Annotated in this window: 15 protein-coding genes; 8 read left to right on the plus strand and 7 right to left on the minus strand. The window is 51.5% G+C overall.

Going from position 1 to position 15,712, the window contains the following annotated elements:
* Positions 1 to 54 precede the first annotated feature (54 nt).
* The 4 genes from coaBC (at position 55) to CWM54_RS20430 (ending at position 3,618) form a co-directional block, all read left to right on the plus strand.
* The gene (gene coaBC / locus CWM54_RS20415) at positions 55 to 1,269 is read left to right on the plus strand and encodes a bifunctional phosphopantothenoylcysteine decarboxylase/phosphopantothenate--cysteine ligase CoaBC (protein WP_074387093.1); all 1,215 of its coding nucleotides are present in this window, start codon (positions 55 to 57) and stop codon (positions 1,267 to 1,269) included.
* A complete protein-coding gene (gene dut / locus CWM54_RS20420) occupies positions 1,247 to 1,705 on the plus strand; it encodes a dUTP diphosphatase (protein WP_012540306.1) in 459 nt (152 codons plus the stop codon). Before coaBC ends, dut begins: the two co-directional genes overlap by 23 nt.
* Positions 1,706 to 1,829: 124 nt before the next feature.
* On the plus strand, positions 1,830 to 2,426 hold the full coding sequence (slmA, locus tag CWM54_RS20425) for a nucleoid occlusion factor SlmA (RefSeq protein WP_008806831.1): 597 nt from the start codon (positions 1,830 to 1,832) through the stop codon (positions 2,424 to 2,426).
* 175 nt (positions 2,427 to 2,601) lie between these two features.
* Positions 2,602 to 3,618 carry an SMP-30/gluconolactonase/LRE family protein gene (locus CWM54_RS20430; RefSeq protein WP_100698262.1) on the plus strand — a complete coding sequence of 339 codons (1,017 nt, stop codon included), beginning with the start codon at positions 2,602 to 2,604 and terminating at the stop codon, positions 3,616 to 3,618.
* A 37-nt stretch (positions 3,619 to 3,655) separates the two neighbouring features.
* Here CWM54_RS20430 and pyrE read toward each other — a convergent pair whose 3' ends face one another.
* The 6 genes from pyrE to CWM54_RS20460 all read right to left on the minus strand — a co-directional run bounded on the left by pyrE (position 3,656) and on the right by CWM54_RS20460 (position 10,010).
* A complete protein-coding gene (pyrE, locus tag CWM54_RS20435; RefSeq protein ID WP_008806829.1) occupies positions 3,656 to 4,297 on the minus strand; it encodes an orotate phosphoribosyltransferase in 642 nt (213 codons plus the stop codon).
* 112 nt (positions 4,298 to 4,409) lie between these two features.
* On the minus strand, positions 4,410 to 5,126 hold the full coding sequence (gene rph / locus CWM54_RS20440; RefSeq protein ID WP_002922602.1) for a ribonuclease PH: 717 nt from the start codon (positions 5,124 to 5,126) through the stop codon (positions 4,410 to 4,412).
* A 95-nt stretch (positions 5,127 to 5,221) separates the two neighbouring features.
* On the minus strand, positions 5,222 to 6,361 hold the full coding sequence (locus CWM54_RS20445; protein WP_061152947.1) for an ABC transporter permease: 1,140 nt from the start codon (positions 6,359 to 6,361) through the stop codon (positions 5,222 to 5,224).
* Positions 6,348 to 7,265, minus strand: a complete 918-nt coding sequence (locus CWM54_RS20450; protein WP_100698264.1) for an ABC transporter ATP-binding protein — start codon at positions 7,263 to 7,265, stop codon at positions 6,348 to 6,350. Before CWM54_RS20450 ends, CWM54_RS20445 begins: the two co-directional genes overlap by 14 nt.
* Entirely contained in the window at positions 7,258 to 8,223 is a 966-nt protein-coding gene (locus CWM54_RS20455) for an HlyD family secretion protein (RefSeq protein WP_100698266.1), read from the minus strand. Before CWM54_RS20455 ends, CWM54_RS20450 begins: the two co-directional genes overlap by 8 nt.
* Before the next feature lie 86 nt (positions 8,224 to 8,309).
* Positions 8,310 to 10,010 carry a lysophospholipid acyltransferase family protein gene (locus tag CWM54_RS20460; protein WP_100698267.1) on the minus strand — a complete coding sequence of 567 codons (1,701 nt, stop codon included), beginning with the start codon at positions 10,008 to 10,010 and terminating at the stop codon, positions 8,310 to 8,312.
* Positions 10,011 to 10,654: 644 nt separating this feature from the next.
* Here CWM54_RS20460 and CWM54_RS20465 point away from each other — a divergent pair.
* From CWM54_RS20465 to CWM54_RS20475, 3 genes are all read left to right on the plus strand, one after another.
* Positions 10,655 to 11,518, plus strand: a complete 864-nt coding sequence (locus tag CWM54_RS20465; protein WP_100698268.1) for a YicC/YloC family endoribonuclease — start codon at positions 10,655 to 10,657, stop codon at positions 11,516 to 11,518.
* Positions 11,519 to 11,700: 182 nt separating this feature from the next.
* Complete coding sequence (locus tag CWM54_RS20470) at positions 11,701 to 12,447, plus strand: isocitrate lyase/PEP mutase family protein (RefSeq protein ID WP_100698270.1); 747 nt, start codon at positions 11,701 to 11,703, stop codon at positions 12,445 to 12,447.
* 2 nt (positions 12,448 to 12,449) lie between these two features.
* On the plus strand, positions 12,450 to 13,508 hold the full coding sequence (locus tag CWM54_RS20475; protein WP_100698272.1) for a bifunctional transcriptional activator/DNA repair enzyme AdaA: 1,059 nt from the start codon (positions 12,450 to 12,452) through the stop codon (positions 13,506 to 13,508).
* A gap of 58 nt (positions 13,509 to 13,566) precedes the next feature.
* On the opposite strand, the gene CWM54_RS20480 is transcribed toward CWM54_RS20475, so the two are convergent.
* Positions 13,567 to 14,817: a chloride channel protein gene (locus tag CWM54_RS20480; RefSeq protein WP_100698274.1), complete on the minus strand. Its 1,251-nt coding sequence runs from the start codon at positions 14,815 to 14,817 to the stop codon at positions 13,567 to 13,569.
* A gap of 274 nt (positions 14,818 to 15,091) precedes the next feature.
* Between CWM54_RS20480 and CWM54_RS20485 the strand changes: the two genes are divergently transcribed.
* Complete coding sequence (locus CWM54_RS20485; RefSeq protein WP_012540300.1) at positions 15,092 to 15,709, plus strand: trimeric intracellular cation channel family protein; 618 nt, start codon at positions 15,092 to 15,094, stop codon at positions 15,707 to 15,709.
* Positions 15,710 to 15,712 lie beyond the last annotated feature (3 nt).

Below are 15,712 nucleotides of genomic sequence, written 5' to 3' on the forward strand. Positions count from 1 at the left end.
AGGATTGTGATAAGATGCGCGGATTCTGGTCTACGGCAACAGGAATACATCATGATGACTCTGGCGGGTAAAAAAATCGTCCTGGGCGTCAGCGGCGGTATCGCGGCGTATAAAACCCCGGAACTGGTGCGCCGACTGCGTGAACGCGGCGCGGAGGTGCGCGTCGCAATGACGGAGGCGGCAAAAGCATTCATCACCCCACTCAGCCTGCAGGCGGTATCCGGCTATCCGGTTTCCGACAGCCTGCTCGATCCGGCGGCGGAAGCGGCCATGGGCCATATTGAGCTCGGAAAATGGGCCGACCTGGTGATCCTCGCCCCGGCAACCGCCGATTTAATTGCCCGCGTGGCGGCCGGCATGGCCAACGATCTGGTGTCGACGATCTGCCTCGCCACCCCTTCCCCGGTTGCCGTGGTGCCCGCCATGAACCAGCAGATGTATCGCGCGCAGGCCACCCAGCACAATCTGCAGACGCTCGCTTCCCGCGGCCTGCTGCTGTGGGGACCGGACAGCGGCAGCCAGGCCTGCGGCGACGTCGGCCCGGGGAGAATGCTCGATCCGTTAACCATCGTGGAGATGGCCGCGCAGCATTTCGCCTCCCCTGTCAAAGATTTGCAACATCTCAACCTCATGATTACCGCGGGCCCGACCCGTGAGCCGTTGGATCCGGTGCGTTACATCAGCAACCACAGCTCAGGCAAGATGGGCTTCGCGATTGCCGCCGCTGCCGCGCAGCGTGGTGCGAAGGTCACTCTCGTCAGCGGCCCGGTATCGCTACCGACACCGCCGTTTGTGCAGCGCATTGATGTCACTACCGCACTGGAAATGGAAGCGGCCGTCCAGGCCAGCGCCCAACAGCAGCATATTTTTATTGGCTGCGCCGCGGTGGCGGATTACCGCGCTGCCGCCATCGCCGAAGATAAAATTAAAAAACAAGGTGATGAATTAACAATAAAAATGATTAAAAACCCCGATATTGTCGCTGGGGTTGCGGCGCTAAAAGCGCATCGCCCTTACGTCGTTGGGTTTGCCGCCGAAACGAATAATGTGGAAGAATATGCGCGGCAAAAACGTGCCCGCAAAAACCTCGACCTGATTTGCGCCAACGATGTTTCTCAGCCTAATCAGGGCTTTAATAGCGATAGCAACGCATTACACCTTTTCTGGCAGGATGGGGAAAAGCGCTTACCACTTGAGCGCAAGGAACTCCTGGGCCAATTATTACTCGACGAGATCGTGACCCGTTATGATGAAAAAAATCGACGTTAAGATTCTGGACCCGCGTGTCGGCCAGCAATTTCCGCTGCCGACCTATGCCACCTCCGGCTCCGCCGGACTTGACCTGCGAGCCTGTCTCGACGACGCCGTAGAGCTGGCGCCGGGTGCAACCACGCTGTTGCCGACGGGCCTTGCGATTCATATCGCCGATCCCTCTCTGGCGGCGGTGATCCTGCCGCGCTCCGGCCTGGGTCATAAGCATGGCGTGGTGCTGGGCAACCTGGTGGGGCTCATCGACTCCGATTACCAGGGGCAACTGATGGTGTCCGTCTGGAACCGCGGTCAGCAGAGCTTCATCATCGAGCCGGGCGAACGTATCGCACAGATGGTCTTTGTGCCGGTCGTGCAGGCGGAATTTAACCTGGTGGAAGAGTTTGACGCCACCGACCGCGGCGAAGGCGGCTTCGGTCACTCAGGGCGTAAATAAGCCCAGCAACACGGAACCTGCATCCCAACGCGCATAATGCAATAACATCACCGCAAACTCAGGTTTGCGGTCGCGTTGTGGATGTCTGCCTGACAAGTGCTTATTTTCAGGGGTATTTTAAAACATGGCAGAAAAGCAAACTGCGAAACGGAATCGTCGCGAAGAAATACTTCAATCTCTGGCGCTGATGCTGGAATCCAGCGATGGTAGTCAACGTATTACCACCGCGAAACTGGCGGCTTCCGTCGGCGTCTCTGAAGCCGCGCTGTATCGCCATTTTCCCAGCAAAACCCGCATGTTTGACAGTCTGATCGAGTTCATTGAAGACAGTCTGATTACGCGCATCAATTTGATTTTGAAAGATGAAAAGGACACGACCGCGCGCCTGCGCCTGATCGTTCTGTTGATTCTTGGTTTTGGCGAGCGTAATCCTGGGCTGACGCGTATCCTCACCGGGCACGCACTGATGTTCGAACAGGACCGGCTACAGGGCCGCATCAACCAGCTTTTTGAACGCATCGAAGTACAGCTGCGTCAGGTGATGCGCGAGAAAAAAATGCGTGAAGGCGAAGGCTACACCCTCGACGAAACCCTGCTGGCCAGCCAGCTGCTGGCCTTCTGCGAGGGCATGCTGTCGCGCTTTGTGCGCAGCGAGTTCAAATATCGTCCGACGGATGACTTCGAGGCCCGCTGGCCGCTGGTCGCCGCACAGCTGCAGTAAATCCTCACATGCAGCCGCCAGGCTGCATGATTCTCCTCGCAATCTGCGTAAGTTTGTTGCAAATCCCAGGGCCATTGGTTGAATTGCCCAATGCGCGTTTCCGCTTTCCTTTCCTACTATCCAGCTTGCTGATCGTTTCACCCTCCCCCAACACCACCCGACAAGGAGAGATTTGATGGCGACGTCACGGCGGGATTTATTGAAGATAGGCGGGTTGGCAACCGCATCACTACTAGTCAGTCAAAAAAGCTTCGCAGCATGGGCCCCTTCGGAACGCTATCCTGACCCACGCATCGTGGCCGTCGATGCCAGCTTTCGTCGCTATATGCTTGCCAGCGCAAAGGTTGAACGCATCGCCAGCGGCTTCCGTTGGGCGGAAGGCCCAGTCTGGTTCGGCGACATGCGAATGCTGCTGTGGAGCGACATTCCGAATAACGCCATCATACGCTGGGATGAAATCAGTGGAGAAACCAGCGTCTTTCGCTACCCGGCCAATTATAGCAATGGCCACGCCCGCGACAGACAGGGGCGCTTAATCAGTTGCGAGCACGACACCCGCCGCATTACGCGTACCGAATACGATGGATCTGTCACCGTACTGGCCGATAGCTACCAAGGTAAGCGCCTCAATTCCCCAAACGATATCGTTGTGAAGTCAGACGGTACCATCTGGTTTACCGACCCGCCATTTGGCATCAGCGGCTTTTACGAAGGCCACAAAGCAACGCCAGAATTGCCGCAAAACGTCTATTGCCTGGAGCCAGAAAGCCGCAAACTAAGCGTGGTATTGGGCGACATAAAAGGGCCAAATGGTTTGTGTTTCTCGCCGGACGAAAAGACCCTGTACGTGGTGGAAAGCCGGGCGACACCGAACCGCTTAATTCTGACTTGGGACGTGGAAGGCAATACGCTGAAAAATAAACGGGTGTATCTCGACTGTGGCAACGGTACCGCCGATGGGATCGCCTGCGACGCAGACGGCAATCTGTGGTGCGGATGGGGAAGCGGAAACGAAGAACTCGACGGCGTGCGGATCTTTAACCCTCAGGGTAAGCATATCGGCACCATTCAACTGCCGGAGCGCTGCGCGAACTTGTGTTTTGGCGGCGAACAGCGCAATCGGCTGTTTATGGCGTCCAGTACGTCAATCTATTCGCTGTACGTCAATGCGCAGGGCGCTAAGCTGGTATAGAGGAAATATCCGGCAGCCGAGGCTGCCGGATGCATCATCAGATGCCGTAGGCTTCACGATAGGCGCGAACTGACGCCAGATATTCCGCCATCTCTGGTTTCTCTTCCAGATAAGCGATCAGCTCTTTCAGGGTGATGATTGAGATCACCTGGCAGCCGTAATCCCGCTCCACTTCCTGAATGGCGGAGATCTCGCCGCGGCCGCGCTCCTGACGATCCAGGGAGATCAGTACACCCGCCAGCTGCGCGCCCTGGGCCTGGATAATCTCCATGGATTCGCGGATCGCCGTACCGGCGGTGATCACGTCATCCACCAGCATCACACGCCCCTGCAGCGGGCTACCAACCAGATTGCCACCTTCACCGTGAGTTTTTGCCTCTTTGCGGTTAAAGCAGTAAGGCAGATCGCGGTCATGATGCTCGGCTAACGCCACCGCGGTGGTGGTGGCGATCGGAATACCTTTATAGGCCGGGCCAAACAGCAGGTCGAACTCAATCCCGGAATCCACCAGCGCCTCGGCATAAAAACGCCCCAGCAGAGCCAGATCGCGCCCGGTGTTAAACAGGCCGGCGTTGAAGAAATAGGGACTCTTGCGTCCGGATTTCAGCGTGAACTCGCCAAACTTAAGAACCTGCTTGCTAAGCGCAAACTCAATAAACTGGCGCTGATACGGCTTCATGGATTCGCTCCTTTTGGTACTTTCATCATTGTCAGACTACGCGCTCATCCTTCGCAGGTGTAATGAAGGATGAAGCGCAAAAAAAAAGGCGACTTCTCAGTCGCCTTAATCATTAATTTTCTAACGCCGCCTTCTGCGTCGTGATAATGGATTCGATCCCCCCTCGGGCTAACGCCAGGAGAGTGAGGAGCTCTTCATGGGTGAACGGCTCGCCTTCTGCCGTGCCCTGCACCTCGATAATGCGGCCATCTTCGGTCATCACCACGTTCATGTCGGTTTCCGCGGCGGAATCTTCGATGTACTCCAGATCGCAAATGGCTTCGCCATTAACGATACCAACGGACACCGCGGCCACCATCCCCTTCATCGGGTTGGTTTTCAGCTTGCCGGCTGCCACCAGCTTGTTCAGCGCATCGGCCAGCGCCACGCAGGCACCGGTAATAGACGCGGTCCGGGTGCCGCCGTCTGCCTGCAGCACATCGCAGTCGAGGGTGATGGTGAATTCGCCCAGCGCTTTCAGGTCAACCGCAGCGCGCAGCGCGCGAGCGATCAGACGCTGAATTTCCATCGTCCGGCCGCCCTGCTTGCCTTTTGCCGCTTCACGCGCGTTACGCGTGTGCGTTGAGCGCGGCAGCATGCCATATTCGGCAGTGATCCAACCCTGTCCCTGCCCTTTCAGAAAACGCGGAACGCCTTCGTCAATGGAAGCGGTGCACAGCACTTTGGTATCACCGAATTCGACCAGCACGGAGCCTTCAGCGTGTTTTGTGTAATTACGGGTCAGGGTGACGGGACGCACCTGATTAGCGCTACGACCTGCTGGACGCATGATAGAAATCTCCGGCTTGAAACGAATGTGGGGCGCATTATACGAATTTCATGGCGAAAAGCCTATGCCAACACGTGCCGGGCGCGCACATAATGTCAGTCCAGCGTTTTACGATAAGATTTCAACCCCACGCCAATCACAATCACTGCCAGGCCGATCAACGGCAAAAGATCGGGTAATAATGCCATCGCAGAATATCCTTTCAACATGATGCCCTTAACCAGTCGGATGAAATAGGTCAGCGGTAAACAGGAGCCAATGGCTTTCGCCCAGTCAGGCATACTAATAAAGGGGCTAATAAAACCGGAAAGCATAATGGAAGGAATAAAGTAAAATGACGACATTTGCAGCGCCTGCAGTTGGTTTTGTGCCATGCCAGAAATACCAATACCGATTGACAGGCAAAGAAAGACATAAATTAACAACACAAAAAATAGCAGGAAAACGCTACCGTGAAGGGGAATATCGAACAACAGAACGGCGGCAATCAGAATCAAGGTCGCCTGAAACAAACCAATGATAACAAAAGGTGTTATTTTCCCAATGATAACCTCAAGTCCGGATAACGGAGAGACCAGTAAATTTTCTAACGCCCCGTTTTCTCGCTCACGGGTAATGGACAGGGCGGTCATCAGGATTAAGGTTGTACTGAGTATCGATCCCATAATACCTGGAATAGTATTAAACTGGGTTATCCCCTCCGGGTTAAACATGCGATGGATAATAAGCTCAAAATCATCCTCTTTTTGCTCTACACGCATGTCGCCCGGCAAATCGTGTTGAAACATCGATTTCGCAACCTGCACAAGGGCGCTGAGCGCATTCCCCGTGGTTATCGGATCGATGGCATCCCCCTGAATTAACAGCTGAGGCTTTTCTCCACGCAACATCTTGCGCGTGAATCCCTCAGGAATCGTCACGATAAAAGTGACATCTCCTCGAACAAACGCTTTCTGAGCTGCTTCTTCTGAATCGACAGGAATCATCGAAAAATACCCTGTATTTTGCGCTTCCGTCACAAAAATCTGACTCATGCGCTCGGTATCATAATTTAATAAAGCGGTAGGAAGATTATGGGGATCCATATTGATGGCATAGCCAAGAATGATCAGCTGAAAAATAGGTGTCAGGAGCACCATACTGATGCTGACTTTATCACGACGTAATTCATGGATTTCCTTAATAACCACACCGATCCAGCGAGTAAAGGAGAAGCTTAAATTAATTTTTTTCACAATCGTTTTTCATCAAATAGGTAAATGCATCTTCCAGATTGGTATCCACCTGGCAGAACTCATAGCCCTGCTGTGTAAATGCAAAAAGCGTGGACTTTAACTTCGCTTCATCTCTGGAAGTAATATAAAGCTGATTGCCAAAAATGACCGTTTGCTCAATATCCGGCAAGCGCTGTAGCTGGTTTTCAAGCAGCGTCAGACCGGCGCCGCTCGTTCGCATGGTGATCAGATTCTGGGACGCGATAATTGACGCAATAGTGCCATTTGCCAACAGGCGGCCATAAGACAGATAGGCAACCTTATGGCAACGCTCGGCCTCATCCATATAATGCGTGCTCACCAGTATCGAAATACCTCGGTCCGATAGCTGGTGCAGCATTTGCCAGAACTCGCGCCGCGCTTTTGGATCCACGCCAGCGGTTGGTTCGTCCAGAAACAGCAAAACAGGTTCATGCAACATGCAGGCGGCAAGGGCCATTCTTTGCTTCCAGCCGCCAGAAAGTTCCTTAGCCAGCTGGTGCTGTCGGGTTGTGAGACCTAACTCTGAAAGCGCACGTTCAACCCGGGCCTTACGCTGGTCGAGGCTATACAACCGCGCGATAAAAAGTAAGTTTTCCCGGATGGTTAAATTTCCCCACATTGAGAAATACTGGGTCATATAACCTATCTTTTTTTTTATTTTTTCCCGCTGCGTAAAGATGTCCATGCCCAGACAAGAGCCTTCACCTGAATCCGGGGTAATCAAACCACACATCATCCGAATCGATGTCGTCTTGCCGCTACCGTTTGGGCCGAGAAAACCATAAATTTCGCCTTTTGCCACCTGTAGAGAGAAATCCTTTACGACATGATGTTCACCAAAATGCTTATTGAGATTTGTTACATCAATACAAAGATTATTCATTACCAATAATCTCCACATCAAACGGCTGGCCGATTTTCATCAGGCCGGCCTGCTTCAGAGCAGGGATAGCCTCAGCCATAAAAATGAGTTTCTCCCGGCGTTTCGTACTATAAATAACCGGAGGCGTAAATTCCGCTTCAGGACTGATGTAGTTAATCACGCCAGCAATGGGCTCAGCGCAACCATCGCATATCAGTTTTACCTTAGATCCGATTTTAAATTTACCAAGCATCGCCTCGGGTATAAAAAAGCGTACTTTTATATTCTCAGGAGGTAACAGACTAATTATTGGTCTGCCAGCCGTGGGCCGTTCCCCAGCGCGATAAATAATATCGAAGACTTTAGCATTGACCGGAGAAACAATCGTCGTTTGCTGGACATCCCAAAGCGCCTTGTCACGTTCGAGTTTTGCCGCGGCCACCATCGAGAGCTGTTTGCTAATCTCATCCTGACGGGCAGGCAGTTGCCGCGCTTTGAGTTGATTAATTAACTCTTCTACCTGCGCGCCTTTTTGCGTTAACTCATCCCTGATATCCTCCCATTCCGCTAGCGATATGGCATGACTGGCGTAAAGATTACGATACCGCTCAAGCTGACGCTTTACCTGGGATTCCGCCGATCGTGCTTTTTTAATCTGGGCACGTATAATATCCAGTTCTTCCTGCCGTTCTCCCGACTCTAAATTTCGCAATAATGCGCTCTCTGCAGAAAGTTTTTCCTCAGCTCGCAGGAAAATATTTTGCGCATCAAAGGACTCAATCTTCACTAGCTCTTGTCCAGGCGTGACATTATCTCCTTTCTTAATGAATAGCTGTTCAATTTTTGCAGTGGAAGAATAAGAAAGATAGACAAATTCGCCATGTGAATAACCAGAGAACCTGTTCTCCGGTTTGTTATCACACCCCGTTATCATCAGCATCGCTATCACAACAATAATTATATTTACTGGCTTTTGCATTAAAACGCATCCGTACGCATAGAGTTTTTCATTACTGATGTCTGGATTGAATTATTCTCATTCCAAACCCTAACGGTATCGTCAGTTTAATCCTTTAAATAATGCTTAAAGTATATTTCATTCAATTTATCGAGAGCACTCAGGTTTAACCCAGCGATCGAGTTAAAAGCATCATCTTTTGTGAATGCAAGAATCGATGATCCACCCGGAGAAAACCATTTAGCGCTCTGTTTAAAAGGCCATGGCAGTTCATAGCCTTTTTCTCTCAGCAGACGGTTAAGCGCACACCAGTCGTCTCTAAAATCTTTTCCAGAAAAAGGACTATCGCGTTGCGCATCTTCTGCAGTGAATAACTGTATTGGCGTACAAAAGTTGACCGAGCTGGAAAAGTACATATTATAAAAACTCACAATGAGTTTCTGCACCTCTTCAGGAAAAGAGCCGGGAATCGTCAACACACCTAACAAATATTTATAGTCTGGATATCTTTTTATAAAATCAAATATCCCCCGCCATAAATAATCAAGCACATTACTTTTTTGATAAGGCTTCTGGATAAAGCCACGACCGATTTCCACACACTGACTTAAACAGGAATAGGCATTATTATGGTATTTAAACAGGCTGTTGCTGTAGAGGCCTGTTATTCCGTGTTGCGCTAACTGCTCACCAACGGGGATTAGACGATAGGCGCCCAGTATTTCTTCATCAGAAGGATCCCATAAAATGACATGGTAATAGGTTTCATCAAAAATATCGTTATCTTTGTCTTTACCAGATCCTGCTCCAATATCGCGATAACAGCGCTCGCGTAAGCGCCCTAGCTCATCAAGAATAGGTGAGTCCCCGAGGGTATTGCAGCGAAATATCAATAATTTTCTACCATCATCAAATTGTCTTAATACTTCGCACTCTTCTATTGCGTTTATTAAACTCTCTCGACTACCTGTTAATTTTTGTGGCGAAATCGTATCTACAAGCGCCGGGCCATTCTCTCCGATGCTCTGGAGATGCATCAAGCATACACTTGACGCGGCAGACAGATCTTTATTAAATCGATCAAACGAAGATAAAGATATTTGCTGCCCTACTTTGATTTTCATAGTCTTACCACGATGGCGTAGCGCTTCACGAATAATCATTATATTTGACAGTTGCCGCCAAACCGTCGCAGCTAAATAATAAGTTTTGCTGTTTGATCCCGTAATATGAACAGGCACCAGCGCCGCGTTGTTTCTCATCGCCAGTTGTAAAAAACCGGGATTCCATTGATGTTCCTGTAAACCTGAAAGAGACCAGCTTGCCAGCTTACCTGCAGGACAAATAATCAACACACCACCGTTCTTCAGGTGATCGTTCATTTCCCTGAATTTCTTATGGCTCATCTTACCAGCCATATTCTCAATACCAATGGTAAGTTCTGCCACCTGTGGGAATATCATTGGCAAAATGTGGTTAGCCACTATTTTTATATCTTTTCTGACCTGAGAAACAGTATGTATTAAAGCAAGGCCATCCATCACCGTCGGATGATTTGAAATAACAACCGTAGCACCGTGTCGGGGTATATTATTAAAGCCAGCGGTTTCCGTTTCACAACGTACTTTAAAAAACTCAATGACAGAACTAACCCAGTCCACGCCATTTTTATTAATTAACCGATCGTCGTTTATTAAACGAGATAATACCTTATTGCCAAATGCGGCGCTGAAAAGCCATTTTTTCCAATGTGGAATATTGGTATCCGGGAAAAACTCTCTAATGACTCTGTCAAAGATAGCGTTCATATTAAAATCCTTTTTATAGAACTAATCTAAAACGACTATACTCGTGATCTTTCTGTCGGACAATACCGTCCAAAATGAAAAACCACTAATACAAAATCAATGGGTATAGTTGAAGTGATAATATTCATAGCGACAATGTAAACAATGCCAGGTTTAATATATATGCCGTAATAAATTCAAAAAAAACATACATAGCGCTTACAGGTAATGCACCATAGTATTTCGCGTAGTTATATTTGGCACAAAATCATCACTCTGAGCAGATTTTCTGCCAGGAAACTAACTCGTATAATACCACCTGGGTTTGATGCTCACACCAAATAATATAAAACCATTAACTACAGCAAAAAAGTAATATCTCTCTGCGGTCAACGCAGCGCAAAAAAACTATTTCTTCAGCAAACCCAAATAATTAACCACTTATAACTTAACAGCGTCATTGACGTAAAGTCGCTAATACAAAACGTCTTATTTTTACCCACAACAGAAGCATACCGCTCGCTTAACTTAGTAATTGCATGAAATACATTGTGGTTATGGCCCTCAAAAAAATCGCCATCCAGGTATTTCATCACTATTCCTGTTAAGTCACCGCCCGCATAGCTATAATCCTTGCATTCATTATTACGAAAACAGGAACGTCTATGATCCGCAGTATGACCGCCTATGCCCGCCGTGAAATCAAGGGTGACTGGGGTAGCGCCACATGGGAGCTGCGCTCGGTAAACCAGCGCTATCTGGAAACGTACTTCCGCCTGCCGGAGCAGTTCCGTAGTCTGGAGCCCGTGGTACGCGAGCGCATTCGCGCCCGCCTGACTCGCGGTAAAGTCGAATGCACCCTGCGTTTTGAACAAGATCCCAGCGCGCAGGGTGAACTCATCCTCAACGAAAACCTGGCGAAGCAGCTGGTCAACGCTGCCAACTGGGTGAAAATGCAGAGCGATGAAGGGGAAATCAACCCGGTTGATATCCTGCGCTGGCCGGGCGTGATGGCTGCCAAAGAGCAGGATCTCGACGCCATCGCTGCCGATATTCTGTCAGCCCTGGACGGCGCGCTGGACGACTTCATCGTCGCCCGCGAAACGGAAGGCCAAGCCCTGAAAGCGCTTATCGAGCAGCGACTTGAAGGCGTGAGCGGCGAAGTGACCAAAGTTCGCGCTCATATGCCGGAAATTCTTCAGTGGCAGCGCGAGCGTCTGGTTGCCAAACTGGAAGACGCGGAAGTGCAGCTGGAGAATAACCGTCTTGAGCAAGAGCTGGTGCTGATGGCGCAGCGTATCGACGTTGCCGAAGAGCTGGACCGCCTCGAAGCGCACGTTAAAGAGACCTACAACATTCTGAAAAAGAAAGAGGCTGTGGGTCGCCGTCTCGACTTTATGATGCAGGAGTTCAACCGTGAGTCGAACACCCTGGCGTCAAAATCGATTAACGCCGAGGTCACCAACTCTGCGATTGAGCTGAAAGTGCTGATCGAGCAAATGCGCGAGCAGATTCAGAATATCGAGTAACGCTTTCTTGCCCATCCAGGCACTGCCGTATAAAAGGTCATGATCAATCATGGCCTTTTTATTTTTCTCTCCCGCCGGCTGACGATAAGAATCTACGTATAAAAATAGTCGTCCAGTTTTCGGTTGTGGCAAATGAGCCCAACGCGGCACAGTCAGGGGACACACCACCGCGGGAGAAAAGAATGAACTTCAATGCACTTCACCAGCAAAACCAACCTTTGTTGCTTGCCAACGTCTGGGATGCCAGCAGCGCTCAGGCCGCTCAGCAGGCCGGTTATCAGGCGCTGGGGACCTCCAGCGCTGCTATCGCCGCAATGTTAGGGTATGAAGATGGCGAAGAGATGAGTTTTGACGAGCTGTTATATATCGTCTCACGCATCAAAGCTGTTAGCGAACTGCCGTTAAGCGTCGATTTAGAGGCGGGCTACGGCGCCACAACCAGCCACATCATTGACAATATCCAGCGTCTGACGTATCTCGGCGTGAGCGGAATAAACCTCGAGGATAGTTATGTGGTGAATAATACGCGTCGTCTTGACGATGCCGTGGTCTTTGCCGCCAAAATCCAGGAAATCACCCGCGCTTGTCCCGATATGTTTGTTAATGTCCGCACCGATACCTTTCTTCTCAACGTACAAGATGCACTGGATGAGACGCTCTATCGCGGTCAGTTGTACGCTAATCATGGTGGATGCGGTTTTTTTGTGCCTTGCGTCACCCGTGCGGAAGATATTACCGCCATTGTCCGCCACGTGCCTTTACCATTAAACGTAATGTGTGTGCCTGAGCTGGCAGACTTCAGTACCTTATCAACACTGGGCGTAAAACGTATTTCGATGGGCAATTTTATTCATGCTGCCACACAGGCCGGGCTGAAAGACTTATTATGTCAGGTGCAAGCTCATCACTCCTTCACGGGTGTTTTTTGACCATGAAAATTACCGACAGTATCCAGTGCGATCTCTGGTATCAGGCGCTGCTTGAACGCGCAGTAGAATTCACCGGCGTCTTTTTCGTTGGCGTGAAAACCACCGGCGTATTTTGTATCTCAGTCTGCCGGGCGCGAAAACCAAGGCGCGAAAATGTCGAATTTTATAATGACGTTAAATCCGCGCTGGATGCCGGATTTCGGCCATGCAAAGTCTGTCGCCCGACGGAGAATGCCCGGACGGCTCCCGCCTTTGTTGAGCAAGCGCTCCGTCTGCTGCGAGAAGACCCGAAGGTTCGCCTCAGTGATAGCGAACTACGTCAGCACGATATTAGCCCGGAACGCGTTCGCCGCTGGTTCCTGCAAAACCACGGGATCACCTTTCAGGCTTTTCAGCGGATGCAGCGCGTTAATATGGCGCTTCAGGAGCTAAAAGCAGGTCGATCAACCACCGATGTCGCTTTCGATAGCGGCTATGAGTCTTTAAGCGGCTTCGGCTATACCTGCAAAAAATTGACCGGTTCCGCACCCAGCGTGCAACGCCAGGTTGTTTTAATTCATCGCTTTACCACCCCGTTAGGTCCAATGTTTGTTTGTGCAACGCAGCGGGGAATTTGCCTGCTGGAGTTTGTCGACAGACGAGCGCTGGAGACAGAATTCAGCGACCTGCAGCGACGGTTCGACGCCAGCATCATCGCCGGTGAAAACGCCCACACCCGACAGGCGCAACAGGAAATAACGGAGTATTTTGCCGGGCGGCGTCAATCGTTCGAGGTGGCGCTTGATACCCCAGGCAGCGAATTCCAGCGAGCGGTCTGGCGCCGTTTACAGCGCGTTAGCTTCGGTGAGACGACGTATTATCAATCGATTGCGATGGATATAGGTAAACCAACGGCCACGCGCGCGGTGGCTGCTGCAAACGGCGCTAACCGCGTCGCGATTATCATCCCGTGCCATCGAATTGTCGGCAAAGATGGTTCGATGACCGGTTACGGCGGCGGCATTGCACGTAAAAAATGGCTTATTAACCATGAGGCAACCATCAGGGAAAAGTGCGGCTGATTTTACTTCCAGGATGAAGGGGCCCCTCTCTGTTCACTTTCACTGCGGCTCGGTAAACCTATTTTTTATCCAGCCCCCGGCAGGTTAAAAACGCCCCTGCCGCGCACAGCAGCATCGGGGCCAGATAGCTATGATCCATGTGGGTGAACTCCATCACCAGCGCCACAGCCGTGAGCGGCATCTGCATTGAGGCGGCGAGAAACGCGGCCGCCCCCACCAGGGCGAAGCTGCTTTTATCTCCGCCAGGAAAGCCGAGCTGCCAGAGCGCGCAGAGCAGCAGACTAACCATTCCGCCTACCGCCAGCCCCGGGGTTAACAATCCGCCTTCCGCGCCGCCGCGCAGCACCGCCAGGATCACTACCATCTTCAACACTAACAGGATAGCGACGGTATTAAGAGGCAGCCCGTCGCTGAGCGCGAGCTGCATTGGTCCCTTGCCATTGCCCGGAAGCTCGGGGAAATAAAGGCTCAGGATGGCAAGAAGGGAAAAACCCAGCAGACAGAACACCGGCATCTGCCAGTGACTTCGGACGCGTGAACGCGCCGCGCTGGTCGCTTTGCGAAAAAGCCAGGCGCCGGTGCCAAGAATCGGGCCCGCCAGAATCGCCCACCAGAGAAAGGTGTACGGGAGTGCGCTGGAAACAAAATGGTATTGCGATTCATCCCCTAACCCCAGGGTGGCCGTCCAGGCGGCAATCGCCGAGGTGACCATCGCCGCCAGCGTTTTTTCCCAGCTAAACGACAGCAGCATGACCTCAAGGCTGAACAACGCCCCTGCCAGCGGGACGTTATACACCGCCGCCAGACCCGCGCCCGCCCCACAGGCAATCAGTGTCCGGGTTTCATCTTCCAGCAGGCCCAGCTTACGCGCCACCATCCCGGCTCCCAGCGCGCCCATTTCCCGGGGCGCCACTTCGCGGCCAAGCGGGGAACCCAGCGCCACGGTGACGATCTGCAGCAGGGCATGGATCGTTGTGGTACCCGCAGGCATGGGTGCGGAAGGGTTGGCCACCGCCGCCGCAATGGCAACCCGCTTCTGCCCATAGCGACCAAGCAGCCACCAGCCAAATCCGGCGACGACGCCGCCAGCCACAATTGCCGCGATGCGACGTGGCCAGGACGACTCCGTGACGCCCTGTAAAAATGACACCGAACCGACGATCTGCCCGGCACTGTAGCCAAAAGCCAGGTGCTGTATCGCATGTAAAATCAGCGCCAGCACCATGCCGGACAGGCCAGCCAGAATTCCGGTTAATACCACGGCTATCAGGCGAGTCAGATAATTTTTATTCCCGGCGGCTCCACTCATTTCTCAGGCCTTGAAGAAGAAAAATAAAAGAATAAAGGTCGAGACTTAAACATTAGGTATTCATAGTGTTTTCAATATAGATGCCTATCTTTCCATTTATCATTACTTTTTCTAATCAATAAAAATTGATAAAAAATCAACAAACCTTTAAATAAAGCCATCACATGCACTGTTGTCATTAATTTTTTCTGGCGTAAATGATTCGCTTTAGAAAATCTCAATCGTGATCCTGCGCACAAATCGTTAACCTGCCCGCCATTACCTGGGGGGATCTATGCTGCTTCATGTTCTGTATTTAATCGGTATTACCGCTGAAGCCATGACCGGCGCGCTGGCTGCCGGGCGCCGGCGAATGGATACGTTTGGTGTCATTATTATCGCCACCGCGACCGCGCTGGGCGGGGGTTCCGTTCGTGATATCCTGCTGGGACATTATCCTCTCGGCTGGGTGAAACATCCGGAATACGTCATTATTGTCGCTGTCGCCGCCGTCCTTACCACCATTGCCGCTCCGGTGATGCCGCACCTTCGTCGGCTGTTTCTGGTACTGGACGCGCTGGGACTGATCGTGTTTTCCATCATCGGCGCGCAGATCGCCCTGGATATGGGCGAAGGTCCGATCATCGCCTCTATCGCGGCGGTCATTACCGGCGTTTTTGGCGGTGTACTGCGCGATATGTTCTGCAAACGCATTCCGCTGGTCTTCCAGAAAGAGCTGTATGCCGGGATCTCGTTTGCCGCAGCCGTACTCTATATTGCCCTGCAACATTACGTCAGCAGCCACGATGTGGTGGTGCTAGCCACGCTGCTGTTCGGCTTTACCGCCCGCATGCTGGCGCTGCGCTGGAAACTGGGGCTACCGGTCTTCCACTACACCCATGATAGCCACTAGCCG

The organism is Klebsiella sp. D-Nf1, from assembly GCF_002810515.1.
In the GTDB taxonomy this organism is placed as follows: domain Bacteria; phylum Pseudomonadota; class Gammaproteobacteria; order Enterobacterales; family Enterobacteriaceae; genus Klebsiella; species Klebsiella variicola.